Here is a 23,214-nt window from a genome sequence, read left to right as displayed (position 1 = left end):
TCCCTAATTTATAAGACATTCCCCAGTGTCTTGAACAACTTCCATCCCTAATTAAATTGACATAAATTGTCCCCTTCCCTAGACCATCCTATGCGATGGTCTATTTTGTTTTCTAAATAGATTATTTAACTTTTTCCGCTTACTTTAGCAAAGGCAATCTATATTTAAATAGATACTTTTATACAAAATATTCAGAAAAAACTGTCAAAATAGGTAATTTTTCGGTACAATTAATTTAGAAAGTAATTTCACAAAAATAAGGAGGGGGTTTTATTGAAACAAACAAAAGCAATCTTAATTGCATTATTTCTCGGTTTAGTTGTCGGACTCACTTTAAATTTAGCTGCACCATCCATTTTTGAACCATTAAATCAATATGTATTCAATCCACTTGGTCAATTGTTTATTCGCCTCATTAAAATGCTAGTTGTTCCTGTTGTATTCATTTCTATCGTACTTGGAGCTGCTGGGCTTGGGGACCCGAAGCAACTTGGAAGAATCGGCTTAAAATCAATTTCATTCTTTCTTGTAACTACAGCCGTTGCCATCTCTATTGCAGTTACATTTGCACTTATTATACAACCAGGATCTGGTGGTAATTTTAAAACCGAAGGGCTGAAATATGAAGGTGCAAAAACCGAAACATCTTTCGTTGATACATTGCTAAATATCGTACCAGATAACCCAGCAAAAGCGATGGCTGATGGAAACATGTTACAAATTATTGCCTTTGCCGTATTAATTGGACTTGGTATAGCTATTTTAGGAAAACGTGTCCAAGGTATTCATTCATTACTTGAACAGGGCAACGAATTAATGACGTATCTTGTTAATCTCGTTATGAAATTAGCTCCAATCGGAACATTTGGGTTGCTTGCTTCATCCGTTGGGAAAATGGGTCTTGCAGGCGTCGCTGCGATGTTCAAGTATATGATTGTCGTTATGCTAGTACTTATTATTCACGGCGTCTTCGTCTATGGCGGATTATTAAAGGTATTAGCAAAAGAAAGCATTGTCCGTTTCTTTAAACATTTCGGACCGGTAATGGCAATTGGATTTAGTACATCTAGCTCTAATGCATCTCTTCCGTTTGCAATGAAAACAGCACAAGAAAAACTTGGCGTTCCAAAAGCGATAAGTTCTTTTGTACAACCACTAGGTGCAACGATTAATATGGATGGTACTGCCATTATGCAAGGCGTAGCAACTGTGTTTATCGCTCAAGTATATGGTGTTGAACTTACTATGTCCCAATTAGCTATCGTCGTATTAACTGCTGTACTAGCTAGTATCGGCACTGCGGGCGTACCAGGTGTTGGACTAGTAATGCTGACGATGGTTTTAAATCAAGTAAATCTACCAGTAGAAGGTATTGCTTTAATTATCGGTATTGACCGTATTCTAGATATGTCACGAACAGCTGTAAACATTTCTGGTGATGCAATTTGCGCAATGATTGTCGCAAAATCAGAAGAAAAATATAATACGGATCAATCTGCAGCATCTTAAATCAAAAAAGGAGTGAATTAATTCACTCCTTTTTTGATTTACTTCCTTTTTTCGAACGATATTCTTTTCCTTTATTATCATTACCAGTCTCAAATTCAGAACTAAACTCTTGCTGAAATTGACCTGATTTCGGTGAGCCTTGATTTCCACTCCCTTTACTACCATTACGATTTGTCATATTTCTGCCCCCTTTCTTTACTAGTAGTATGTTACATATTTTCTTTTTTATAATCTTTTACATACGAAAGAAGACCTTCCTCATATAAGGAAAGTCTTCATCTTTTCTTCGTAAGCGTTTTCTTACTAATAATGACTTAAATAAGTTTTTTAGAAATAGATATCATTATATTCATTTCTTCTTCTGAAAGCGTAGAAAATCTTTCTTGTAAATATTGTTTTTTCGCACCTTCCATTTTCGCAACTAAATCTTTTCCTTGTTCTGTAATCTCCAAATATACAACTCGTCGATCTGACGTAGAACGTGAACGAGTTACAAAACCTTTATTAATTAATTTTTCTGTAACAGCTGTAATATGACTATTCGACACATTTAACTCATTCGCTACACGTGATACCATTTCTTTATTCGTACGATTCAATATTCTAAGGACGATGAACTCATTCCACGGTATGTAACCACCAAATATTTTTCCGATATCATTACGCAACGTGCGGAACATAGCAAAAACATTTGTCGATAGTTCTTCCATTAATTGCTCTCGATTTTGAGACAACTTTGACAGCTCCTTTTATTTCATTTAGTTAAATAAAAACCTTATTAATAATTTTACATGAAATCTTACTTTTTGTCATCTTATTTTCCCATAATTCGTAGTTTTTTAATAAACATTTCATGATAAAATGAAGTTGCATTTCCAAAAAAAGGGGGTGGAATAGTGGGTGAAGAAGACAAATTTTCTAATTTCAATCTAAAAGATAAAACTTTGCTTATTGGTTTTGTTATTCTGTTCCTCATTATAATTTTTGCATTTATATTTTTTGTATATGTAGGAATCTTTCATATTACTGGTGTAGAGTCTAGGTCGCGCACTGCCTTACTTCTATTTTTTTTATTAATTACTTTCTTAGACGGTATTATATTTTTCATATTCAGTTTCTTCAAGGCAGTGTTATATCCAATGACAGAAAACATACCAAATTGGCTTTCTATTACCCTTTTCGCAATCATTGAAATTACGCTAAATTGGTTCGTCATTCATACCGCTGACGATTGGATAGAGAGCGTACAACTATCCAACATTGCTGAAGTATGTGTCGTACTATTCCTTTTTCTATTAAATAAATTATTAAGCGACAAGAAAGAGTAAGAATACAAGCTTTTCTATATAAAAATTGGTACAATGAAAACAAATCATACTAAAGAGGTGTTATTTATGAACTTACTACAATGGGCTGATAAAGGTATGTCCTTTGATACATATGTGAATGAAATGAAAGTAAATCAATACGAGCTACTGCACATTTACAATAACTTTTTAATTCCAAATGAGTTACTTCCTGTATTAGAAGAACGTCAAAATGATGGCTGGCGTGTTATCGTATTAACAGCTGATTGGTGTGGTGACGCTCTTTTATGCGTACCTGTTATGAAACGAATTTCTGAAGTTGCAAACATTGAAATGTCATTATTAATTCGCGATGAAAACTTAGAATTAATGGATCAATATTTAACAAATGGAACAGCTCGTGCGATTCCAATCTTTATTTTCATTGATAAAGATGGAAATGAACAAGCCGTTTGGGGACCACGCGCTCCAAAAGTACAAGAGTTAGTAACTTCAATGCGCGCTACATTGCCTGAAAAAGAGGATCCAACATTCGAAGAGAAACAGAAAGAAATGTACGCTAATTTCCGGGCTACATTAGCCGATGATACTTCTCTTTGGGAACATGTAATGGAAAGCATGATGGAAAAAGTAGTAAAATAAAAAAAACTGCCGAACTCGGCAGTTTTTTTATTACATAATGAAGAAATAGAATACCGCAGCTAAAATGAAACGGTAGTAAGCAAACGGTGTTAGTTTTACACGAGATAATAATTTTAAGAATGAAACAATTGCAAGCATCGCAACAATGAATGCTGTAATAAATCCTGTTGCAAATAACGGTATATCAGCCGCACTTAATATATCCCAGCTTTTAATTAAATCTAAGCCACTTGCAGCTACCATCATTGGTACTGCTAAAATGAATGTATATTCAGCCGCGGCTGTATGTGACACGCGAGCTAATAAACCACCACTTATTGTAGAACCAGAACGAGAAAATCCTGGCCAAAGCGCTAAACATTGGAACATTCCGATTGTAAATGCTTGCTTATATGTGATTTCATCTAATGTTCTTGCTGTACTTGGTTTTGAAAACTTCTCAGCAACAATCATTAAAATACCACCAGCCACTAAGCTAATGACAACTGGGCCTGGCCCAAATAAAACTTCTTTAATCGTACTATGGAACAATACGCCAAGTACGCCGGCAGGAATCATCCCGATAATAATATGTAATAAATTTAACGATGGTCCTTCTGTTACTTTCCCTACACCTACTAAAGACCATAGACGCTTCCAAAATATAACAACAACTGCTAAAATCGATCCCAATTGAATAACAACTTCGAAAACTTTCGCTCTCTCGTCGTTAAATCCAAGTAAATGACCTGTTAAAATCATATGTCCTGTTGATGATACTGGTAAAAACTCTGTTAAACCTTCAACAGCACCCATGATTATTCCAATTAACCAATCAGCCACGAGTAGTGCCTCCTTAATAACGAATATATAATTTTTCACACCTTATCATAATACCTTATCCCCTTTTAAAGTGCATCTTTTTTTTATTGATTGTACATGTTGTATACGCGTATTCCTTTTCTATTTTTTGATTAAATTGTATGATAGTAAGAGTTTGTTTTTTTAGCGGAAAGGGGATTTTATGAAAGAAACTAATTCATTCTCACAAAAATTAAAGCAATTTGTATTACTATTTTTCCCGATTTTCGTAACGCAAATGTCATTATTTGCAATGAGTTTTTTCGATACGACAATGTCAGGACATGCAAGCCCTATTGATTTAGCAGGTGTCGCGATTGGAACAAGTATATGGATTCCAGTTAGTACGGGATTAACAGGTATTTTGATGGCCACTACTCCAATTGTTGCACAACTCGTTGGATCTAAGAAAAAAGAGGATGTTCCTCACGTTGTTATACAAGCAGTATATTTAGCTATTTGTGCTAGTTTTGTTGTTATCCTTATCGGATTCTTCGCTGTTTCACCTATTTTAAACGGCATGCGATTAGAAGAGCCTGTGGAACGTATTGCAGCACAGTTTTTAAGTATTATTGCAATTGGAATTATTCCTTTATTTACTTACACTGTTTTACGCGGATTTATTGATGCATTAGGAAAAACTCGTACAACGATGATCATTACATTACTATCATTACCAATTAACGTAGTATTAAATTATGTATTAATTTTCGGTCATTTCGGTTTTCCAAAACTCGGTGGTGTCGGAGCAGCAATTGCTTCTGCAGCAACCTATTGGTGCATTTTAATTATTACCGTTATAATTATTCGTACGAAAGAGCCTTTTGCATCTTTCCATATCTTTAAACAATTGTATCGTCCTTCTCTTTCAAGTTGGAAAGAATTCTTAAAACTTGGTGTCCCTATCGGATTTGCTATCTTTTTTGAAACGAGTATTTTCGCTGCGGTAACACTTATGATGAGTAATTTTAGTACGACAACAATTGCAGCCCACCAAGCAGCTATGAACTTCGCTTCCTTGTTATATATGACTCCTTTAAGTTTAGCAATGGCAATGACCATCGCTGTTGGATTCGAAGTTGGAGCAAAACGATATAATAACGCGAAACAATATGGATTTATTGGAATTGGCTTAGCACTTGCATTCGCCCTATTGTATTCCATTCTTCTTTACTTCTTTGATGATGAAATTGCTTCTATTTATACGACAGATGTACAAGTTCATCATTTAGCAAAAGAATTTCTTATATTTGCGATTTTATTTCAAATTTCAGATGCAATTGCAACGCCTGTACAAGGGGCTCTACGTGGTTATAAAGACGTAAATGTTGCCTTAATTATGACATTAATCGCTTATTGGGTAATAGGTCTCCCTCTCGGTTACATATTAGCAACGTATACGGACTGGGCAGCAAAAGGATATTGGATTGGTCTTATTATCGGTCTAGCATTTGGCGCCATCTTCCTTCTTGTCCGCCTCTTTCAAGTGCAAAGACAATACACAACAGAAAACCACCGCTCGCGATAGAGGGTGGTTTTCTTTATGCATATTTTTTCTATGAACGTATAACATAATGAAAAAGAAAGGTGGATGCATATGGACGAAAAAGAGAAAAAGCAATCATTCGATGAAGAATTCGCCCCTGAAATTTCACCTGGATATCGGCAAGATGTACATAAGCCACCTAAATATAAAAACACTTCGTTTTTAATGGGTATTACTATCTTTGCTGCTGTATTACTTGTGCTTATCATTTTCGTTTATTTTTGATGGAAGGTGATTTATTAATATGAAGAAACAAAATTCCAATCGTTCAAAAAGAACTGTAAAAACAGAAAAAGGATATGCAGGTGATTCTGTTCTTACTCAGAAACAAGTTGAGCAAGGCAATTTATATATTGCTCAAAAAGAACTTGGTCAGCAAAATGAAAACCTTTAGAATCCCTCAAAGAACTGGGGGATTTTTTTATACCGCTATTTATGGTACTGGTTCATGTTTCACTTTATTGTACGTACTGCTTTTGTTCTAACACTTTAAATATATTATTAATCTTTACAAGTTTCATTTCATAATTCAATTTCATTTCGCTTCTCTTACCATTTTCAGTACCCGCAACGTATGCTACAGTTTTATAGAGAAAACTTTCATCCCTCACTTCACGTATCTCCTCGTTTATAAATTTATACTCTAAATCCTGAAAACGATTTGGATAATAATTTTTCATTAATTGCTCATACCCTCTATTTACAAATATTTCTTCACCTTTTCGTTTCACATCTTCTTTATTATGAAACTCAAACACTGATAGTTGCTCTGTCACAAAATGTTCTCCTACCTTTTTCATTTCATTATGAGTTAAAGTTTCTATACTTTTGTTCTGTAATCCCTTATTTAACCCGTACTGATCAATCGGTTTATAGCTAGCAAAAACCGCCTCTTTATATGACCAAAACACTCCAAAAGCGATACATAAAGAAGTGATTAGTATTCTTTTCTTCATAACAATCCCGCTCCCTCTTCATAATGATAGTTATATTTTAACATTTAGAAAGAAAATTCTGATATCATGAAGTGGAATAACTTATCTTTGAAATGAGGAACAATGATGGACTCTTACAAACAATATATAAAAGAAGCTTTACCTAATCTTTCTATACACTCCTATAAACAAAATGAAGAAGGATGGGATAATGTAGCGATTATCGTAAATGATGAGTTACTGTTTCGTTTCCCACGAAAACAGGATTATGCAATGCGCATTCCGTTAGAAAAAGAACTATGCACACGTCTCTCTTATTCACTACATGAAATTGAGGTCCCACAGTATCACCTATTCTATAGAAAAGATACTGATACTATTCCGTTTTGTAGTTACTATACTCTCATTCATGGTGAACCATTAAAAACAGACATAGTAATTAAGCTTGAGGATAAAGAACTGAAAATAATTATTACACAATTAGCTACCTTCCTTGCGACCCTACATAGTATTCCTTTAAAACAAGGTACAACGTTAGGATTCCCTGTTGAAAAAACACTTACCTACTGGAAAGAGCTACAAACTAAGTTAAATCAGTATGTTACTAACAGTCTTACTTTGTTACAGCGTTCATCTTTAAATCGTTTGTTCGAAAATTTCTTTACTTGTATCCATACAACCACTTTTCAAAATACAATTATTCACGCTGATTTTACACATCATCACATTTTATTTGATAACCAAAATAAAGATATTTCAGGGATTATCGATTTTGGTGATGCTCAAATTGGAGATCCCGCCTTTGACTTTGCTGGGCTATATTATGATTTCGGGCATGAATTTACTACATCAGTATATGAACAATACTGTACACTTACTTCACACCATGATCCATTACTCATTCACCGCATCACTACCTTTTATCAATACAGCCCTTTACTACATAATATAATTTATAACTTTGAAAAAAGAATGAACTTGAATTCATAGCTGGCATAGAACAACTAAAAGTAATACTACAGAGATGAGATTACATTCTCTCCCTATGCTCTCTCTCCTCATACAACATTAACTTTTTATCCATTTCAACAATAACTTTATACAGTTGAAATGCCTGTAAAATTTGCAGTTGAATTCCAAAAGGAGCATTCTGTTCTTTTAACCATTGAAATACTTTCGTTTCATCTTTCATTGATTATTCCTCCCTTTATTAAAATCTGCTACAAATATACGGTAAATGATGAAAAGCTTTTCATGTCAATAACAAAAAAGGATGCAACATTGCATCCTTTAATGTACGATATTTTTCTTCTGCTTCGCTTCTTTCTTTACTTCTTCCCCTTGGCATTCGCTACGAAATGCACAACTTATACACTCAGAACGAAACTGACGCTCTGTATAATGCTCAGGTTGCTGTAACATTTCTTTCATTCTAGATAAATCAGCCATTCCAGTTATAATATCTTCCTGTTTCGGAATGTACTCGTACTTAGTTCCTTCTATTAAATTAATTACTTCAATTTTTCCTGGAAGAATGCCGAAAGCTTTATAACTAAATACTGTCATTAACTTTTGACAAAGAGCAAGCATTTCCTCATCCGCATCGACAACATACTTTTTAATTACAAACGACTCAGTACTCCACTCACCAACTTCTAATGTCAATGACATGTGGACACCTAACTCTTCCATATATGTTTGAAATTTTTCATATAAAAATAACGGCGGTGTCTGACTATCATCTCTTTCAACAAACTGTAATAAGTGATCTGTTAGCTTCGCTAACACAATATAATACTCCGTCTTCGAAGCAAACATATTAATCCTTACTTTTTTCCAATACTTTTCTATTAATATTAAAAGTACGATTTTAGTTTGTTGGCCCGCAGGTAGTGTGTAATATTCGTTAATAATTCGATTCACAATCATTTGTGCGATTTGTTGCCATTCAAACGAAGAAGGTTCTCTTCTTTTTATATGACGAAAATAAAATTTATGCGGGCAACGCATAAAATCATACAAATGATAATCTGTCATCGTTTTGATTGCGATTTTCTCGTGCACTTGCTCTTCATCTCCCTTCTGCCATTAAGAAAGGTGTTTTACAAATTCAGCTCCAAACTGTAAACATTTTTCTACATCTTCATCTTCTGGCGTTAATTCTACTTTTAGTCCTTCTAACACAACTGCAGCTCCGCGCTCTTGTAGCTTTTCTATTAAAATGTCAACCGCTACGCCGTACTTTGGATAAGCTGAATCACATGACCCGAAGACTGCCGCTTTTTTCCCAGTTAAATCAATAGAGTCCATTGCGTCATAAAAATCTAAGAAATCATCAGGAAGGTCACCATCTCCCCAAGTGTATGCACCTAAAATAATTCCATCATACTGTTCTAGTATAGAAGCTTCTGGTGAATCCATAATATCAATAACCTCAATTTCATTTTCTGTTTCACGAATCACGCCGGCAATATGATCAGCCATTTCCTCTGTATTTCCACTCATACTTGCAAAAATCATTACTAACTTACTCAACTGAATCTCTCCTTTTACCTTGTATCTCTTTTTCTGTTAGAAGCGTACTCTTCTCATCTACATATTCAGAACGAATTACATTTCGTTGCCATTCCATATGCTGATCAACTTCTTTATTTTTATCTTTTAATCCCCTCCGCAGAAGGTGAAATTTTTTTCTCATTAACATGTCGCATCCATCCTATTGATAATAATTATCAATTTCAACTACTTTTAGATTAATTGACATTGATTATCACTGTCAACAACTATTTTTTAAAAAATGATTAAAATGTACAAGCTTGTCCGTTAGCTATTCATATACTATAAATGAGCATAGTTCTTTCTCAGCCCTCTCTGACGGAAAGAAATAAAAGCAACTGCGATAGAGCGCAGTTGCCTTTTTTTATGATTTTAGTAGTCTTATCGCTGTCTCTAAAAATAGTTCCACTCCATAAATTAAAGCTGATTCATCTACATCAAATTTCGGATGATGATGCGGGTAGCAAGTATCTATCTTTTTATTACCAGTCCCTAGTTTAATGAAACAACCAGGTGCTTTTCTTAAATATGCTGAAAAATCTTCTCCTCCCATAGAAGGTTCAAGCTTCACAACACGCTCATTCCCAAACAAATGTAGTGCACTTTCTTCTACTACTTTCGTAATATATTCATCATTAATAACCGGATCATATCCATATCGATACGAATATGTATACTCCCCTCCATGTGCTTCTGTAATTCCTTTCACGATTTTCTCAATTTTCTCTTCTGCTTCCACCCTTAATGCTTGATTAAATGAACGAACAGTTCCCATTAAAGTTGCTGTGCTAGGAATGATATTATCAGCCATTCCTCCATGAAACTGCGTAACTGAAACGACTCTTTGCATGAAAGCACTTGTATTTCTTGATACGATATGTTGTAGATTTGTAATAATCTGCGCTCCGATAGCAATAGGATCTATCGTTTCTTCTGGCCTCGCCGCATGCCCTCCTTTCCCTTGAATTTCAACTGTAAATACGTCTGGCGCCGCCATCATCGGACCATAAGCAATTCCAATCTTCCCACTCTCAAGCCCTGACATAACATGTAAACCAATTACATAATCAACACCGTCCATCACGCCTGCCTCAACCATTTCTTGTCCGCCGCCAGGATATTCCTCTTCTGCGTGCTGAAAGAATAGACGGATTTCACCTGCAAAATCTTCCTTTATATTTGATAGTCCTTCTGCTGTACTTAACAAAATAGCGGCGTGAGCATCATGCCCACAGGCATGCATCACTCCTTTATTTATAGACGTATAAGATTTCTTTGTCTCCTCTTGAATTGGCAAAGCATCTATATCAGCCCGAATCGCAACTACTTTCCCTTTTTCTGTTCCTCTTTTAATTGCTAGTACACTATACTTCGTCGGTCTCGTTACTTCAAAAGAAGAAAATGAGCATAATGTATCATATATAAATTGTGAAGTTTCTTTTTCATGAAATGATAATTCCGGATGTTTATGAAAATACCGTCTCCATTTCATAATGTTGTCTTCTGAAATAAGATCCTTCCACATTCTCTTCATCAGAAATTCCTCCTTTTACGAAACTTTAACAATTCATACATTAACTATGAAAAACTCAAAAATTCAAACAAATATTACATTCCTATCCATTCTCCCAGACCACTTTTATACATTCACACAATCCACTTCCTATTTACATATCAAACCCATTACAAATTGGTGCTGAATGTAATATAATTGCTAAGTTAGGGATTTTCTTTTTTAGTATTTAGTGCTAATATCAGAAAAGAGCCTTTTGACTTATTTTTACCTAAAATGTGGAATTTTGTTTTTTTCACAATAATGTAGGACATGATACCTACAAAGAGCTATTATTTTATTAAGAGAGGGAAAGACATGGAAAGATTAAAAGAGATATGGTCTCGACCACTCACACAATGGGTTGCAAAGACGGTTTATTACCTTGCAATTTTATTTGCATTACTTTGGTTGTATGGATTCCATGATACAAACACAAGTACATTTATTTACAATGAATTCTAGGGTGGGAACGTTATGAAGTTATTAGAACAAATTGAAAAATGGGCTATTGAAACGCCTGATCAAACTGCTTTTGTTTGGCGAGATGCGAAAATTACGTACAAACAATTAAAGGAAGATTCTGATGCGTTAGCACATTGGATTTCTTCTGCGTATCCAGATGATCGTTCACCAATTATGGTGTATGGCCATATGCAACCTGAAATGATTATTAACTTTTTAGGATGTGTAAAAGCTGGACATGCTTATATTCCTGTAGATTTATCTATCCCAGCTGATCGTGTACAACGTATCGCTGAAAATTCTGGTGCGAAACTACTTTTATCAGGAACTGAAGTAACTGTTACTGATTTACCAGTTCGCATTGTAAGTGAAGACAACTTAAAAGATATTTTCTTTACTCATAAAGGGAACATTCCAAATCCTGAACATGCGGTAAAAGGTGATGAGAACTTCTACATTATTTACACATCAGGAAGCACAGGTAATCCGAAAGGGGTTCAGATTACTTATAACTGTCTTGTAAGCTTTACAAAATGGGCTGTAGAAGATTTCATCTTACAAACAGGGCAAGTATTCTTAAATCAAGCACCTTTCTCATTCGATTTATCTGTCATGGATATTTACCCATCATTAGTAACAGGTGGTACACTTTGGGCAATCGATAAAGATATGATTGCACGTCCAAAAGACTTGTTTGCTTCTTTAGAGCAATCGGATATACAAGTATGGACTTCAACACCATCTTTCGCAGAGATGTGTTTAATGGAAGCATCTTTCTCTGAGAGTATGCTACCGAACATGAAAACATTCCTATTCTGCGGTGAAGTGTTACCAAATGAAGTAGCTAGAAAATTAATTGAGCGTTTCCCGAAAGCAACAATTATGAATACGTACGGTCCAACTGAAGCTACTGTCGCTGTAACAGGTATTCACGTTACAGAAGAAGTGCTTGATCAATACAAATCACTTCCAGTTGGCTACTGTAAATCAGATTGCCGCCTTCTTATTATGAAAGAAGATGGCACGATCGCACCTGATGGTGAAAAAGGTGAAATCGTAATTGTCGGTCCAAGCGTAAGCGTTGGATATTTAGGAAGCCCTGAATTAACAGAAAAAGCATTTACTATGATTGACGGTGAGCGCGCCTATAAAACAGGCGATGCTGGCTATGTTGAAAATGGTCTTCTATTCTATAATGGTCGTCTTGATTTCCAAATTAAGCTGCATGGTTATCGAATGGAATTAGAAGAAATTGAGCATCACCTTCGTGCGTGTTCTTACGTAGAAGGAGCAGTTATCGTTCCAATTAAAAAAGGTGAGAAATACGATTATTTATTAGCGGTTGTTGTTCCTGGCGAACATTCATTTGAAAAAGAATTCAAATTAACATCTGCAATCAAAAAAGAACTCAATGAGCGATTACCAAACTACATGATTCCACGTAAATTCATGTATCAATCTTCTATTCCAATGACACCAAATGGAAAGGTAGATCGCAAAAAATTATTGAGTGAGGTTACAGCATGACCGCATATGGATCATTTTATTTTTTCGCTATAGTGGGCATTTTATTAATACCTACTATCATAGCTGGATTAAAAGGTAAAATGTTGCGTAAATATAATGCCTTTTTAACATTAGTCATGCTTGCTATTATCTTCTCGGATAAACCGAAGCAAGCGATTATGTTAGCCGCATTTATCATTTGGCAATATGCCCTAATTAAAGGCTATTTACTTTTAAGAAAACAAAATAATAGTACATTCACATTTTGTATAGCTGTTATTTTATCAATTTTGCCACTTATTTTGGCAAAAATCGCACCATTTGCACCTGATCTAAAGTTCATTGTATTTTTAGGTATGTCTTATGTAACATTTAGGGCCGTACAAATGGTATTTGAAGTTCGTGATGGTTTAATTAAAGAACTATCCTTCTTTAATTTTTGGGAATTCGTTTTATTCTTCCCAGCTATTTCAACGGGCCCTATCGATCGTTACCGTAGATTCCAAAAAGATATTCAAAAGCCACCTAGTGCAGAAGAATATCAAAATTTACTATATACAGGATTAAACCGTATTTTCCAAGGTTTCTTGTATAAATTTATTATCGCTTACTTAATAAAGCAATATTTTATGGATCCGGCATTTGCACAGCAAGATACAATTCTATCTAATATAATTTACATGTATAGCTATAGCTTATATTTATTCTTTGACTTTGCTGGTTATAGCTCATTTGTAATTGGTGTAAGTTATATGATGGGAATTAAAACGCCAGAAAACTTTAATAAGCCATTCATTAGCCGTAATATTAAAGACTTCTGGAACCGCTGGCACATGAGTTTATCATTCTGGTTCCGTGATTTTATTTACATGCGTTTCGTCTTTTTTGCAACGAAGAAAAAGTTAATTAAGAACCGTTACACAATTTCGTATATCGGTGCATTTTTAAACTTTTTCATCATGGGAATTTGGCATATTACTGGTGAGCATGTGTATCAATACATTATTTATGGTCTCTATCATGCCGCACTGTTCATTTTATTCGATATTTTCGAACGAAAAAACAAGAAGCATAAGTTTTGGCCAAACAATAAATTTACACACGTCCTTGCGATTGTAATTACGTTCCACGTTGTATGTTTCGGTTTCCTCATTTTCTCTGGACACCTTAACAGATACTTTTAATGCACCCTTCTTATAACTAGTAAGAAGTTGCACATATAATATATTTCGGATATAAAGGAGATTTTAAAAATGGCAGAATTCAAAGAGCAAGTATTAGATATTTTAGAAGAAGTATGTGAAAACGATATTGTGAAAGAAAACTTAGATGTTCAGTTATTTGAAGAAGGTATTCTTGATTCTTTCGCTGTAGTATCTTTATTAGTTGAATTCCAAGAGCGTTTAGATATTGAAGTTTCTATTTCTGATTTTGACCGTGACGAGTGGGCTACTCCAAACATGGTTATTAAGAAGTTGGAAGAAATCCGATGAACAAAGCAAAATTTGGTCCGATGCTTTTAGCATTGGCCCTTTTTGCTGTATTCTTACTTATTCCAACGCGCTTCCTACTTCCACTTTTAAGTGATGAAAAAGTAGAACAAGCTGCCACTTCTTTAAAAGAAGAAAAGATTCAAAGTATGATTTTACAGCAAAAGATGTTAGCAGACTCGAAATACCTTCCGATGTATGGATCATCGGAGTTCGCACGTATGGATGCTTACCATCCATCGAATTATTTTAAAGTAAAGCCTGAAGGATTCACACCATTCCTACTTGGACGCGGTGGAACACAAGACCTTGTACATGTATTAAACTTTGCATCTACAATGGATCAATTGAAGGATAAGAAAATGGTATTCGTTCTTTCTCCGCAATGGTTTGTTCCACAAGGTATTGATGAAACACACTTTGCACCTAACTTTTCAAAACAACAAGGTTACCACTTCATTTTCAACGATGATGTAAAACCTGAAATGAAAAAGCAAATTGCAAAGCGCTTATTAAACTTTGAGATTGTTAAGAAAGAAACTTTACTTAAAATTTCGCTTGAAGGTATCGTTTACGATGATACAAAGCATAAAATAAAAGCACTTGCTGCTAAACCTTTCGCTTATATTTATCGTAACATTTTAGATCGCAAAGATTTATTTACAGCAATGTTTGATATTAAACCGCATAAAGAAAAGCTTGATCCTTCATTAAAACAAATGAACTGGGATGAAGCTCGTAAACATGCAGATCAAACAGGTGCAGCAGAATCTGGATCTAATGAATATGGTATCGAAGATGGTTACTTCAATAGCAAAATCAAGAAGAAATTAAAGCAACGTGAAGGCTACTTAAAAAATGATGCTTATGATCAATCGCCAGAATATGAAGATTTACAAATTGTACTTGATTTATTAAAACAATCTGGTGCAAAACCACTCTTCATTTCTGTCCCTGTAAAAGGTCCTTGGTACGATTACGCTGGCTTCCCGAAAGAACGCCGTGAATTGTACTATAAGAAAGTTCATGAGCAAATTGAGAAAGCTGGCTATCCAATTGCCGACTTCTCAAATCATGAGTATGATAAATACTTCTTAAAGGATCATATGCACTTAGGTTGGAAAGGCTGGGTTTATATCGATGAGGCCGTCCAACAATTTTATAAAGCAAACTAATGAAAAGACCGCTTGAATTATTCAAGTGGTCTTTTTCTATATACATTTTGCAATTGTTCGATTACGCTATCTGCTTCTTTCATCACTCGCTCCACTACATGCTGGGCCGATTCTATTCGTGCTAATGATGACGCTTGTCCTGCCCAAAGCGACATATATTCTCCTTTATTATGTTTTGCTGCTTCTTGGCGTATTTTAGAGGTTAATACATTTTGTACTGGATACATCGGAAGCCCTTCTTCTTTCCCTTCATGCTTCTCTATAAATTCATTACGAATACCCCGTGCATATTTCCCGGAAAACGCACGAGTCACAGTTGTACTTGTATCTGTACTACGTAAAACCGCTTGTTTATATACATCATGCGTAATACTTTCTTCACTCGTTAAAAAAGCAGATCCCATTTGTACAGCTTCTGCCCCCAGTGTAAATGCCGCAACAAGCCCTTGTCCGTTCATTACACCACCTGCTGCAACAATTGGGATATGCGGGACTGTTGCTACTAACTGCGGAATTAATGCGAATGTCCCAATCATAGCGTCCTGTTCTTTTCCGATAAATGTCCCTCTATGCCCTCCTGCTTCGCTACCTTGACCGACAATAATGTCTACTCCTAATTCAGCAAGTACTTTCGCCTCTGCCACATGAGTAGCTGTTCCGATGACTTTTATTCCTCTTCTTTTTAAGTCATCTATTTCTTCTTTTTCTAACGTTTGAAATGCAAAACTAACGACTGGCACGTTTTCTTCTACTAACACTTGTAATTGTTCTTTATAACTTTTTGGAAGCTTTACCTGCTCTTCTTCCTCTATACCGAATTCTCTATTCACTCCGCTAAGTAATCTTTTTGCCAAGATTACCTTCTCTTCTTCTATCTGTATCTCTTTCGTTAACAGTAAGTTAACACCGAAAGGCTTATCCGTTCGTTCCCTTATTTTATAAATTGCGTCACGAATTTGTTCAGGGCTCATATAGCCTGCTCCAAGCGTTCCTAATCCTCCGCTATTACTTACAGCTGCAACAAGTTCTGGCGTCGTAATCGCACCCGCCATACCTGCTTGAATGATTGGATACTTAATTTGTAATATATCTATAACTCGACTTGTAAACATCATTTCTCCTGCTACTAAAAATATAGACAAATGTATATTCTTAGAGTATTCCTGCTTCTACGTGCCCTGCCTCGCTAATCACTTGCTACTACAGTTTGCTGTGACACTCCACAGGCGTAAATTCCGATGTAGCCCACCGTACATATATACAATCTATTTACGTTAGTATTGTATATTTTTTTGCTTGTAAAAGGTTGATAGATGCATTTAAATCTCTATCCATTACATTTCCACAATCACATGTATATACTCGGTCAGACAGCTTTAAATCCGACTTTTTTTGATCGCAACATGAACATATTTTAGAAGATGGATAGAATCTGTCCACTTGCCGTAGTTCAATTCCATATTCCCTACATTTCGTTAATAACCATGTTTTAAAAGCATAAAAACATTGTTGCGCTACAGCTTTAGATAGATGTTTGTTCTTCATCATACCTTTCACATTCAAATCTTCTACTGTAATAAACATTGGCTTGGTTTTCACCACATCATTTACAATAGACTTTACATACGCTAATCGAATATTTGCTAGCCTAGCATGTAGTTTTTGCACCCTAAGAATATTTTTGTTTATATTCGCTCTTTTATTAGTAACAGGTTGTTCACCTCTCTTTCTTATATTTTCAAATTTGCGTGATAAAGAGCGTTGTTCACGTTTTAACCGTTTTTCTATCTTTTTTACTTGTACTGTTTTATTTATATTTTTGTGAGTTTTTCCATCGCTACGTACAGCGAAGTCTTTAATTCCCAAATCAATTCCTATACCTACTGCATTGAGAATTGAATTTGGTTTTACCTCTTTCACTTCACAGAGTATAGACACATAGTATCTTCCTGCTCTTTGATATACTATACCACTTTTTACAGTTGTATTTTTTGAAATATATCCATACTCTTTTAACCTTATCCAACCAATTGTAGGGACTTTTACTCTATGTCTTTCTACTGTCCAATCTGTTTTGTTGTTTTTCGGAAAGTAGCACTTCACATCTTGCTTCTTCTTTTTTTTATATCGTGGAAACTTAGATAAACCTTTAAAAAATCGCTTAAAAGCTTTATCTCCATTCATAATCGCTTGTTTTACCGCTTTGCTCGACACTTCTTTAATCCACTGGTCACACTCTTTTATATGAATGTTGTTTAGCCATTTGGAAAAGTCATAGCCACTAAGAAATTTCCCCTCCGACTCATATACCTCTTTATTTTTAGAGATATACAGGTTATATACATATCGACACACCCCAATAGTTTGACGGATTTTACTAACTTGTTCAGTTGTCGGTTTGATTTCTATTAAATATGCTCTTTTCATAAGTCTTCATCCTCCGACATTTTCTTTTTGTATTTTCTCAACCCATATATTCTACAGCTAAATACATGAATGATAGATATTAAATCCTGAACAAGTTCTTCTTGAGGAGATAGTTTCTCATTGTTAACAATCATAATTTCCACTCCCATTTTACAAAGAAACCCTTCAAACCAATCATATCCAAGACATACAAATCTATCTTTGTGTGCAATGATGATCGTCGAAATATTTCTTTCCATACAACTGTCAATCAGTTTATTCCACTGTTTTCTTTTGTAGTTTAATCCGCTACCAATATCTTTGATAACTTCATCTACAATCATTCCTCGTGCATTTGCGAATGTTTTTAAAAACTCAACCTGATTTTCTAAATCATCTTTCTGACCTGAATTTGATACTCTTGTGTAAATAACTACTTTGCCTACTTTATTTTCTTCTTGAATACCCATATATTCCTTATACTGTTCTTCTGTATAATATCTTCTTCCTTTTGGGTTTCGGTAAGCAGTTAAAACACCTTGATTGTCCCACCTTTACAATATCTTAACAGAGACATTAAGCATTTCTGAAAATTCTTTTGGTTTATATTGTTTCATAATTACTTTTCACTATATATGCCTACTTTTGTCTATGCTTTTGTTTACTGTTTCTTCCTCCTATTCCCCTTATATCTTCTTTATTTGACAAACTTTCCCCTTCTTTTACAAGGGTTGAACTTCCTATGAAGCGAATATATTGAAAGTGAAGGAGGCTGAAAACAATGATATATCCAACAGCTTTACAACAAGGTGATACAGTAATGATTATTGCACCGTCCGGCCCACCAACAATTGAAAATGTATTAAAAGGGGGAAACGTACTACAAGAAATGGGGTTATCTGTAGTAATCGGAAAAAGTGTTTATGAGAAATATGGATATTTAGCTGGAAGTGATCAAGTTCGGCTCGATGATATACATGAAGCTTTTTCAAATCATGAAGTAAAGGCCATTTTCTGCGCACGAGGTGGTTACGGAAGTGCCCGTCTCCTCCCTCACATTCAATATGAAATCATTCGGCAAAATCCAAAAATCTTTTGGGGATATAGCGATATTACAGCTTTACATACTGCCTTTTCACGTTATGCAAAGCTCGTTACTTTTCATGGCCCAATGGTGGAAGAGTTAGGTAAAGGGGTAGATTCTCTTTCTTTATCTTCTTTCAATCAACTATTCCATCCGTATTCCACCATCTTATCTGCTTCAGAATGTATCGTACCTACCTCTTCCTGTACTGTTACAGGCACGTTGACAGGAGGGAATTTAACTGTATTAACGAGTATAATTGGCTCATCCTATGAGATAAATACGGCTAATAAACTTTTGCTCCTTGAAGATATTGGAGAAGAACCATATCGCATTGACCGTATGTTAAATCAGCTACTTTTATCTGGAAAATTCAATGAATGTAGTGGCGTTATTTTTACAAGTTGTCACGACTGTACTCCTTCTAAACCATCTCAATCATTACAAACAATACTATATGAATATTTCGCACCATATCATATACCTGTTCTATTCGATTTACCGATCGGTCATATAAGCCCAAACATCGGGATTCCTCTTGGAGCTACAGCGACAATAAATACAAATAATAAAACACTCTCTATTTCCTCTGGCATAGTCACTCCGTTTTCAAATTAAAAAGGAAAAGCGATTCCGCTTTTCCTTTTATTTATAATAATTAAAGATTCGTCCAGATGCGATATCTGCAATTTCTTCTGGAATAAATGTTTTACTAATATCAGTGCCAACATTTAATACTGCTGTAGCATCTTTCTCAATACTACCAAATAACTCTTTCCCACGTATCGTAATAAGGGGCGTTCCTTCTGGCAACACATCTTTTACAAATTCCATTTGTGTAAAGAACGGAACGATCCATCTATCCTCTCCTTGGAAATGACGCAAACGAAGTATTCCTTCTGTTGCCCCGTCCTCTGCTTCTAGTGAACCAGCAACATAAAACTCAGTAGATAAGAGCAATTCATAAAATTCCTTTTGCTTCTGTTTATCGTTCCCTGCTACAACAAGTACTTCTTCTATTCTCTTTACCGGAATTTGCTCCATATGATGCCACCCCTATTTCAAAATGATTGTACTTAGATTATACGAAATATTCTTATTTTTTTCTACATAATTCGCAATTATTTTCTTAAAATAATTTTAACGCTTCTTTTGTCGTCACAATCGTAGCAAACTCTTCATGTAAATTTACAAGTGTCATATTGTGAATATCTTCTGCACTATACTCTTTACCATCTAGACCTTTACGATTAAAAGTAGCCGTCGCATCACGCACTACATACGTTGTAAATCCTAAATTCCCTGCCATTCGTGTCGTAGTCTCCACACAGTGATTTGTCGTTAATCCTACAATCACTACTGCATTACATTTGTTTTCTCTTAATTGCTCTTCTAAATTTGTTCCAATGAACGCGCTGTTAACGGTTTTCTGAATAACCACTTCACCTGACAGTGGTCTCACTTCTTCTTTAAAGTTAACAGTTTCTGCTCCCTCATAAAACATCGACTGATCATTTTCTTTATTTACATGTTGAATATGAAAAACTGGTCGTTTCCTTTTTCTCCATTCTGCTAACAAAATTCTCATATTTTCTTCAGCAAAAAGATTATTTCTCTCACCCCAGTATGGTAATTGAAATGCTTTTTGTACATCAATTATGATAAGTGCTATTTGATTATTCATCATTTTCTCCTTCTTTCGGCTGTAATTGAAACAGAAAACCCAATTGTTGTGACGCAGTAATAAAACAAATATAAGCGCAAAGCTCTACAATTTCTTTTTCCGTCCAATATTGTTTCAATACATGAAACATAGTATCATCTATCGCCTTTTTGTCATGAATAAATGTATGCGCAAAAGTAACTGCTACACCAATTTCTTCTACCTTTTGCATATCATCAGGCCTTCCCTTTGCCATACAGTACGGGCATTCATTCCCATACGCTAATGTTCTTCTCACTTGCTCCTTTAACTCTGCTGAAAGAGTTCCTTTATTGTATAATGTATTTTCTAATGTACTCCACGAATGTAATATTTCCGGATTATGACCTAATAACCTTTGAAACTTTGTATCTCCTACATTTGATAATAAAATTCTCTCCATCATTTCCCCTCCTATTTCCTTCTGTTTTATTGTAAAATAAATAAAGTTCACTTTACATTTCATATGAATCTTAATTTATATTTTCCCTTTACAAAAATCATTATTTTACTGGAGGTATATTTACAAATGCAACTAGACCGTGTTGATCGAAAAATTTTAAATGAATTATATAATGATAGTCGCCTGTCCATGCGTGAATTGGCAAAGCGAGTGAATTTATCTGCTCCATCTACTGCAGAACGTGTTCGTAAACTGGAAAGTGAAGGCGTGATTCAAAAGTACACAATCGATATCGATTATAAAAAAGCAGGACTTGTTTTAGATTGTATTTTAGAAATCACTTTAAAAAATGGTGATACAACACGTATGCAACAGTTTATTCAGTCTTATCCATCTGCAAGTTTTTGTTACCGCGTTACAGGAAGCTTATGCTACATTGTAAAAATTTCTGTTCCTTCACTCGTTGAACTTGAAGAATTTATCAATGATGTTTCCTCATATGCAACTACTGTTTCTCATATCGTATTATCAGAAGTATCTCTTACTCCTGATATTGAACATATCTTCCCAGAAAATTAATTAATTTTTATTCATAAAATATAAAAAAACCCCTTACAATAAGAATAAAAATAATATATTATGTATTAAAATACATAAAGTTCTAGAAAGGGGCTTTACATTGAAAATCTGGTTTTATGAAAAAACGGCACAATTAGATGAATTGCTTGGCATTTGGGATAATGTTCCGACTATCCCTCGAATTGGTGAAAAAGTTGAGATTTTAAAAACAGTCCGCACTGTTACAGATATTAAATATGTAAAGAACGGTAATAATTTTCGTGTAGAAATTATTACAAATTAAAAAGTAGCTCCTAAGAGCTACTTTTTAATTATCTATCACGCGCTTTCTTTATAACGATTTTATCTTCTTCTACAGATACTGTTACATAATTATTTTCTTCTAACCCGAGCTTATTTACAGCCTCATCTGGTAGCTCTACAGCCATTAGTCTATCTGTTACGATCACTTGACTATACACTTCATTTTCTTGTAATGCACTCACTGCTTTTTCCTCATTTATAAAACGCACTGGTGGCACACCCACTTCTTTTACCTTGCGCCATTGTTTCCAAACGTAAGGAATTAACCAAAGTAACCCAACAACTGTAAGACCGATACCGATCCATAAATTACTTTGCGCTTGTAATTCAGGAATTGAAATTGCGCTACTCTCTTCTCCACCGACAAATTGCATACTTGTTGCAATGAAATTATTTAGAGCGTGTACAGCGATATTCGTCCATATATTTTTCGTCTTTATGTATAAAAGACACATAACAACGCCAAACATGAACGCGCCAATAACATCAAAATGTCCTAGACCAAAAATCAGTGAAGATATGATTACAGCTTTTTTAATTCCCCATTTGTAAGCCATTCGCTGTAAAAAGAATCCCCTAAAAATAACCTCTTCCATAATAGGTGCTAACACACACGCTGAAATGAAAGTAAATATCGTCATATATACGTTACTCGTGTTAATAACATTTCCGTCTTCTAACATAGTAACTAAGAAATTCGGTAACGTATGTGCTAATATGTAAAATTGAATATGAGATATACCAACTGAAAAAATCATTCCCATTATCGTTGCTAATACAATTAATCCCCACGGTAAACGTCCTGGTTTATCAAAAAAACTATTGAATACAACATTATTTTTATTTGTTTTTACGTATAACCAAAATAACGGAAATACAAAAAATACAGTTATTTGTGAAATAACCTCCATCGTATTCTCAGAAACATTTGCTAGACTTAATGGGATCATCGTAAGGAACAATCCTATAATCATCCATCCAAAAAAACTGCGTAGTCTTATGTGTGAAAATGCATAGTGCATATAGAACACCTCCAAAGATAGTAAAAATAAATGGTGTGATAACTAAATTATAATATGAATATAGTTGAAATTCTTCCTATTTTTCTCAAATACTTTCGAACAACATATATAGTAATCATTCTTTTCTTGCAGTTGAAATATACGAGAAAGTTATGTAATAAAAATCCCCGTTTTTACAAGCGGGGATTTCTT

Annotated in this window: 29 protein-coding genes and 2 pseudogenes; 15 read left to right on the top strand and 16 right to left on the bottom strand. The window is 34.7% G+C overall.

Translation table 11 applies throughout. From position 1 onward, the window contains the following. Positions 1–273 precede the first annotated feature (273 nt). Positions 274–1,509 (top strand): dicarboxylate/amino acid:cation symporter, encoded by a 1,236-nt coding sequence (locus AC3WVA_RS10980; RefSeq protein ID WP_071758901.1) that lies wholly within the window; start codon positions 274–276, stop codon positions 1,507–1,509. A gap of 22 nt (positions 1,510–1,531) precedes the next feature. Here AC3WVA_RS10980 and AC3WVA_RS10975 read toward each other — a convergent pair whose 3' ends face one another. Beyond that, entirely contained in the window at positions 1,532–1,687 is a 156-nt protein-coding gene (locus tag AC3WVA_RS10975; RefSeq protein WP_042982698.1) for a hypothetical protein, read from the bottom strand. A 136-nt stretch (positions 1,688–1,823) separates the two neighbouring features. After that, the gene (locus AC3WVA_RS10970; RefSeq protein ID WP_000081439.1) at positions 1,824–2,243 is read right to left on the bottom strand and encodes a MarR family winged helix-turn-helix transcriptional regulator; all 420 of its coding nucleotides are present in this window, start codon (positions 2,241–2,243) and stop codon (positions 1,824–1,826) included. A gap of 162 nt (positions 2,244–2,405) precedes the next feature. Here AC3WVA_RS10970 and AC3WVA_RS10965 point away from each other — a divergent pair, with 162 nt between their 5' ends. Together AC3WVA_RS10965 and AC3WVA_RS10960 are read left to right on the top strand one after the other, a co-directional pair. Further along, positions 2,406–2,837, top strand: coding sequence for a YrvL family regulatory protein (locus AC3WVA_RS10965; protein WP_492321908.1), 432 nt, complete (start codon positions 2,406–2,408; stop codon positions 2,835–2,837). A gap of 33 nt (positions 2,838–2,870) precedes the next feature. Beyond that, positions 2,871–3,458: a thioredoxin family protein gene (locus AC3WVA_RS10960; protein ID WP_116746392.1), complete on the top strand. Its 588-nt coding sequence runs from the start codon at positions 2,871–2,873 to the stop codon at positions 3,456–3,458. 30 nt (positions 3,459–3,488) lie between these two features. Here AC3WVA_RS10960 and uppP read toward each other — a convergent pair whose 3' ends face one another. Further along, positions 3,489–4,280, bottom strand: coding sequence for a bacitracin resistance undecaprenyl-diphosphatase (gene uppP / locus AC3WVA_RS10955; protein WP_048526842.1), 792 nt, complete (start codon positions 4,278–4,280; stop codon positions 3,489–3,491). A gap of 181 nt (positions 4,281–4,461) precedes the next feature. Here uppP and AC3WVA_RS10950 point away from each other — a divergent pair, with 181 nt between their 5' ends. The 3 genes from AC3WVA_RS10950 (at position 4,462) to AC3WVA_RS10940 (ending at position 6,238) form a co-directional block, all read left to right on the top strand. Further along, positions 4,462–5,826, top strand: a complete 1,365-nt coding sequence (locus tag AC3WVA_RS10950) for an MATE family efflux transporter (RefSeq protein ID WP_048526841.1) — start codon at positions 4,462–4,464, stop codon at positions 5,824–5,826. Positions 5,827–5,895: 69 nt separating this feature from the next. Then, positions 5,896–6,069, top strand: a complete 174-nt coding sequence (locus AC3WVA_RS10945) for a hypothetical protein (protein ID WP_000343559.1) — start codon at positions 5,896–5,898, stop codon at positions 6,067–6,069. A 19-nt stretch (positions 6,070–6,088) separates the two neighbouring features. Further along, the gene (locus tag AC3WVA_RS10940; RefSeq protein WP_000744621.1) at positions 6,089–6,238 is read left to right on the top strand and encodes a hypothetical protein; all 150 of its coding nucleotides are present in this window, start codon (positions 6,089–6,091) and stop codon (positions 6,236–6,238) included. Between the two features lie 64 nt (positions 6,239–6,302). Here the strand turns inward: AC3WVA_RS10940 and AC3WVA_RS10935 are convergent, their stop codons facing one another. Further along, on the bottom strand, positions 6,303–6,800 hold the full coding sequence (locus tag AC3WVA_RS10935; RefSeq protein ID WP_098344465.1) for a biotin transporter BioY: 498 nt from the start codon (positions 6,798–6,800) through the stop codon (positions 6,303–6,305). Positions 6,801–6,905: 105 nt separating this feature from the next. On the opposite strand from AC3WVA_RS10935, the pseudogene AC3WVA_RS10930 reads away from it, so the two are divergent. Beyond that, a pseudogene (locus AC3WVA_RS10930) lies at positions 6,906–7,807 on the top strand (aminoglycoside phosphotransferase family protein). Positions 7,808–7,809: 2 nt separating this feature from the next. On the opposite strand, the gene AC3WVA_RS10925 reads toward AC3WVA_RS10930, so the two are convergent. The 5 genes from AC3WVA_RS10925 to AC3WVA_RS10905 all read right to left on the bottom strand — a co-directional run bounded on the left by AC3WVA_RS10925 (position 7,810) and on the right by AC3WVA_RS10905 (position 10,869). Next, positions 7,810–7,971, bottom strand: a complete 162-nt coding sequence (locus AC3WVA_RS10925) for a hypothetical protein (protein ID WP_048526840.1) — start codon at positions 7,969–7,971, stop codon at positions 7,810–7,812. A gap of 98 nt (positions 7,972–8,069) precedes the next feature. Then, positions 8,070–8,843 carry a hypothetical protein gene (locus tag AC3WVA_RS10920; RefSeq protein WP_195756170.1) on the bottom strand — a complete coding sequence of 258 codons (774 nt, stop codon included), beginning with the start codon at positions 8,841–8,843 and terminating at the stop codon, positions 8,070–8,072. A 24-nt stretch (positions 8,844–8,867) separates the two neighbouring features. Continuing rightward, complete coding sequence (locus AC3WVA_RS10915; protein WP_000041153.1) at positions 8,868–9,314, bottom strand: flavodoxin; 447 nt, start codon at positions 9,312–9,314, stop codon at positions 8,868–8,870. Beyond that, positions 9,307–9,483, bottom strand: a complete 177-nt coding sequence (locus AC3WVA_RS10910; RefSeq protein WP_063261919.1) for a hypothetical protein — start codon at positions 9,481–9,483, stop codon at positions 9,307–9,309. The genes AC3WVA_RS10915 and AC3WVA_RS10910 overlap by 8 nt, the downstream gene beginning before the upstream one ends. A gap of 216 nt (positions 9,484–9,699) precedes the next feature. Beyond that, the gene (locus tag AC3WVA_RS10905; RefSeq protein WP_098344468.1) at positions 9,700–10,869 is read right to left on the bottom strand and encodes a M20 metallopeptidase family protein; all 1,170 of its coding nucleotides are present in this window, start codon (positions 10,867–10,869) and stop codon (positions 9,700–9,702) included. A 336-nt stretch (positions 10,870–11,205) separates the two neighbouring features. Between AC3WVA_RS10905 and AC3WVA_RS10900 the strand changes: the two genes are divergently transcribed. The 5 genes from AC3WVA_RS10900 to dltD all read left to right on the top strand — a co-directional run bounded on the left by AC3WVA_RS10900 (position 11,206) and on the right by dltD (position 15,523). Next, entirely contained in the window at positions 11,206–11,352 is a 147-nt protein-coding gene (locus tag AC3WVA_RS10900) for a teichoic acid D-Ala incorporation-associated protein DltX (RefSeq protein WP_000440293.1), read from the top strand. A gap of 12 nt (positions 11,353–11,364) precedes the next feature. Next, entirely contained in the window at positions 11,365–12,879 is a 1,515-nt protein-coding gene (dltA, locus tag AC3WVA_RS10895; protein WP_492321907.1) for a D-alanine--poly(phosphoribitol) ligase subunit DltA, read from the top strand. Next, entirely contained in the window at positions 12,876–14,042 is a 1,167-nt protein-coding gene (gene dltB / locus AC3WVA_RS10890) for a D-alanyl-lipoteichoic acid biosynthesis protein DltB (protein WP_341013746.1), read from the top strand. The genes dltA and dltB overlap by 4 nt, the downstream gene beginning before the upstream one ends. A gap of 69 nt (positions 14,043–14,111) precedes the next feature. Further along, on the top strand, positions 14,112–14,351 hold the full coding sequence (gene dltC / locus AC3WVA_RS10885; RefSeq protein ID WP_000807310.1) for a D-alanine--poly(phosphoribitol) ligase subunit DltC: 240 nt from the start codon (positions 14,112–14,114) through the stop codon (positions 14,349–14,351). Then, positions 14,348–15,523, top strand: a complete 1,176-nt coding sequence (gene dltD, locus AC3WVA_RS10880; protein ID WP_098344470.1) for a D-alanyl-lipoteichoic acid biosynthesis protein DltD — start codon at positions 14,348–14,350, stop codon at positions 15,521–15,523. The genes dltC and dltD overlap by 4 nt, the downstream gene beginning before the upstream one ends. A gap of 17 nt (positions 15,524–15,540) precedes the next feature. Here dltD and AC3WVA_RS10875 read toward each other — a convergent pair whose 3' ends face one another. From AC3WVA_RS10875 to AC3WVA_RS10865, 3 genes and pseudogenes are all read right to left on the bottom strand, one after another. Then, complete coding sequence (locus tag AC3WVA_RS10875) at positions 15,541–16,635, bottom strand: NAD(P)H-dependent flavin oxidoreductase (RefSeq protein ID WP_048526832.1); 1,095 nt, start codon at positions 16,633–16,635, stop codon at positions 15,541–15,543. 157 nt (positions 16,636–16,792) lie between these two features. After that, complete coding sequence (locus tag AC3WVA_RS10870) at positions 16,793–17,950, bottom strand: RNA-guided endonuclease InsQ/TnpB family protein (protein ID WP_098344471.1); 1,158 nt, start codon at positions 17,948–17,950, stop codon at positions 16,793–16,795. Continuing rightward, positions 17,947–18,546 (bottom strand): annotated as a pseudogene (locus AC3WVA_RS10865) (IS607 family transposase). Before AC3WVA_RS10865 ends, AC3WVA_RS10870 begins: the two are co-directional and overlap by 4 nt. 164 nt (positions 18,547–18,710) lie before the next feature. On the opposite strand from AC3WVA_RS10865, the gene AC3WVA_RS10860 reads away from it, so the two are divergent. Next, a complete protein-coding gene (locus tag AC3WVA_RS10860; RefSeq protein ID WP_098521120.1) occupies positions 18,711–19,631 on the top strand; it encodes a S66 peptidase family protein in 921 nt (306 codons plus the stop codon). A 27-nt stretch (positions 19,632–19,658) separates the two neighbouring features. Here the strand turns inward: AC3WVA_RS10860 and AC3WVA_RS10855 are convergent, their stop codons facing one another. The 3 genes from AC3WVA_RS10855 to AC3WVA_RS10845 form a co-directional block, all read right to left on the bottom strand. After that, the gene (locus AC3WVA_RS10855) at positions 19,659–20,057 is read right to left on the bottom strand and encodes an SseB family protein (protein ID WP_087958001.1); all 399 of its coding nucleotides are present in this window, start codon (positions 20,055–20,057) and stop codon (positions 19,659–19,661) included. Between the two features lie 85 nt (positions 20,058–20,142). Continuing rightward, the gene (locus tag AC3WVA_RS10850) at positions 20,143–20,697 is read right to left on the bottom strand and encodes a cysteine hydrolase family protein (protein ID WP_098344473.1); all 555 of its coding nucleotides are present in this window, start codon (positions 20,695–20,697) and stop codon (positions 20,143–20,145) included. Continuing rightward, entirely contained in the window at positions 20,690–21,181 is a 492-nt protein-coding gene (locus AC3WVA_RS10845; protein WP_141539624.1) for a carboxymuconolactone decarboxylase family protein, read from the bottom strand. Before AC3WVA_RS10845 ends, AC3WVA_RS10850 begins: the two co-directional genes overlap by 8 nt. A gap of 63 nt (positions 21,182–21,244) precedes the next feature. On the opposite strand from AC3WVA_RS10845, the gene AC3WVA_RS10840 reads away from it, so the two are divergent. Together AC3WVA_RS10840 and AC3WVA_RS10835 are read left to right on the top strand one after the other, a co-directional pair. Beyond that, a complete protein-coding gene (locus tag AC3WVA_RS10840) occupies positions 21,245–21,697 on the top strand; it encodes an Lrp/AsnC family transcriptional regulator (protein ID WP_001175499.1) in 453 nt (150 codons plus the stop codon). A 100-nt stretch (positions 21,698–21,797) separates the two neighbouring features. Then, a complete protein-coding gene (locus tag AC3WVA_RS10835) occupies positions 21,798–21,980 on the top strand; it encodes a DUF3913 family protein (protein ID WP_030024226.1) in 183 nt (60 codons plus the stop codon). A gap of 28 nt (positions 21,981–22,008) precedes the next feature. Here the strand turns inward: AC3WVA_RS10835 and AC3WVA_RS10830 are convergent, their stop codons facing one another. After that, the gene (locus tag AC3WVA_RS10830) at positions 22,009–23,022 is read right to left on the bottom strand and encodes a CPBP family intramembrane glutamic endopeptidase (RefSeq protein WP_098344475.1); all 1,014 of its coding nucleotides are present in this window, start codon (positions 23,020–23,022) and stop codon (positions 22,009–22,011) included. Between the last annotated feature and the right edge of the window lie 192 nt (positions 23,023–23,214).

It is taken from the genome of Bacillus sp. EB106-04-02-XG92, from assembly GCF_058791995.1.
Note: the sequence above shows the minus strand (reverse complement) of the source record. Positions and strands in the feature narration are given on the sequence as shown.

Bases quoted from the DNA above. Each gene is read 5' to 3' on its own strand.
- AC3WVA_RS10975 (WP_042982698.1), bottom strand. From the start codon at position 1,687: ATGACAAATCGTAATGGTAGTAAAGGGAGTGGAAATCAAGGCTCACCG.
- AC3WVA_RS10960 (WP_116746392.1), top strand. From the start codon at position 2,871: ATGAAAACAAATCATACTAAAGAGGTGTTATTTATGAACTTACTACAA.
- AC3WVA_RS10950 (WP_048526841.1), top strand. From the start codon at position 4,462: ATGAAAGAAACTAATTCATTCTCACAAAAATTAAAGCAATTTGTATTA.
- AC3WVA_RS10945 (WP_000343559.1), top strand. From the start codon at position 5,896: ATGGACGAAAAAGAGAAAAAGCAATCATTCGATGAAGAATTCGCCCCT.
- AC3WVA_RS10940 (WP_000744621.1), top strand. From the start codon at position 6,089: ATGAAGAAACAAAATTCCAATCGTTCAAAAAGAACTGTAAAAACAGAA.
- AC3WVA_RS10935 (WP_098344465.1), bottom strand. From the start codon at position 6,800: ATGAAGAAAAGAATACTAATCACTTCTTTATGTATCGCTTTTGGAGTG.
- AC3WVA_RS10925 (WP_048526840.1), bottom strand. From the start codon at position 7,971: ATGAAAGATGAAACGAAAGTATTTCAATGGTTAAAAGAACAGAATGCT.
- AC3WVA_RS10910 (WP_063261919.1), bottom strand. From the start codon at position 9,483: ATGTTAATGAGAAAAAAATTTCACCTTCTGCGGAGGGGATTAAAAGAT.
- AC3WVA_RS10905 (WP_098344468.1), bottom strand. From the start codon at position 10,869: ATGAAGAGAATGTGGAAGGATCTTATTTCAGAAGACAACATTATGAAA.
- AC3WVA_RS10900 (WP_000440293.1), top strand. From the start codon at position 11,206: ATGGAAAGATTAAAAGAGATATGGTCTCGACCACTCACACAATGGGTT.
- dltA (WP_492321907.1), top strand. From the start codon at position 11,365: ATGAAGTTATTAGAACAAATTGAAAAATGGGCTATTGAAACGCCTGAT.
- dltB (WP_341013746.1), top strand. From the start codon at position 12,876: ATGACCGCATATGGATCATTTTATTTTTTCGCTATAGTGGGCATTTTA.
- dltC (WP_000807310.1), top strand. From the start codon at position 14,112: ATGGCAGAATTCAAAGAGCAAGTATTAGATATTTTAGAAGAAGTATGT.
- dltD (WP_098344470.1), top strand. From the start codon at position 14,348: ATGAACAAAGCAAAATTTGGTCCGATGCTTTTAGCATTGGCCCTTTTT.
- AC3WVA_RS10875 (WP_048526832.1), bottom strand. From the start codon at position 16,635: ATGTTTACAAGTCGAGTTATAGATATATTACAAATTAAGTATCCAATC.
- AC3WVA_RS10870 (WP_098344471.1), bottom strand. From the start codon at position 17,950: ATGAAAAGAGCATATTTAATAGAAATCAAACCGACAACTGAACAAGTT.
- AC3WVA_RS10860 (WP_098521120.1), top strand. From the start codon at position 18,711: ATGATATATCCAACAGCTTTACAACAAGGTGATACAGTAATGATTATT.
- AC3WVA_RS10855 (WP_087958001.1), bottom strand. From the start codon at position 20,057: ATGGAGCAAATTCCGGTAAAGAGAATAGAAGAAGTACTTGTTGTAGCA.
- AC3WVA_RS10850 (WP_098344473.1), bottom strand. From the start codon at position 20,697: ATGAATAATCAAATAGCACTTATCATAATTGATGTACAAAAAGCATTT.
- AC3WVA_RS10845 (WP_141539624.1), bottom strand. From the start codon at position 21,181: ATGAAATGTAAAGTGAACTTTATTTATTTTACAATAAAACAGAAGGAA.
- AC3WVA_RS10840 (WP_001175499.1), top strand. From the start codon at position 21,245: ATGCAACTAGACCGTGTTGATCGAAAAATTTTAAATGAATTATATAAT.
- AC3WVA_RS10830 (WP_098344475.1), bottom strand. From the start codon at position 23,022: ATGCACTATGCATTTTCACACATAAGACTACGCAGTTTTTTTGGATGG.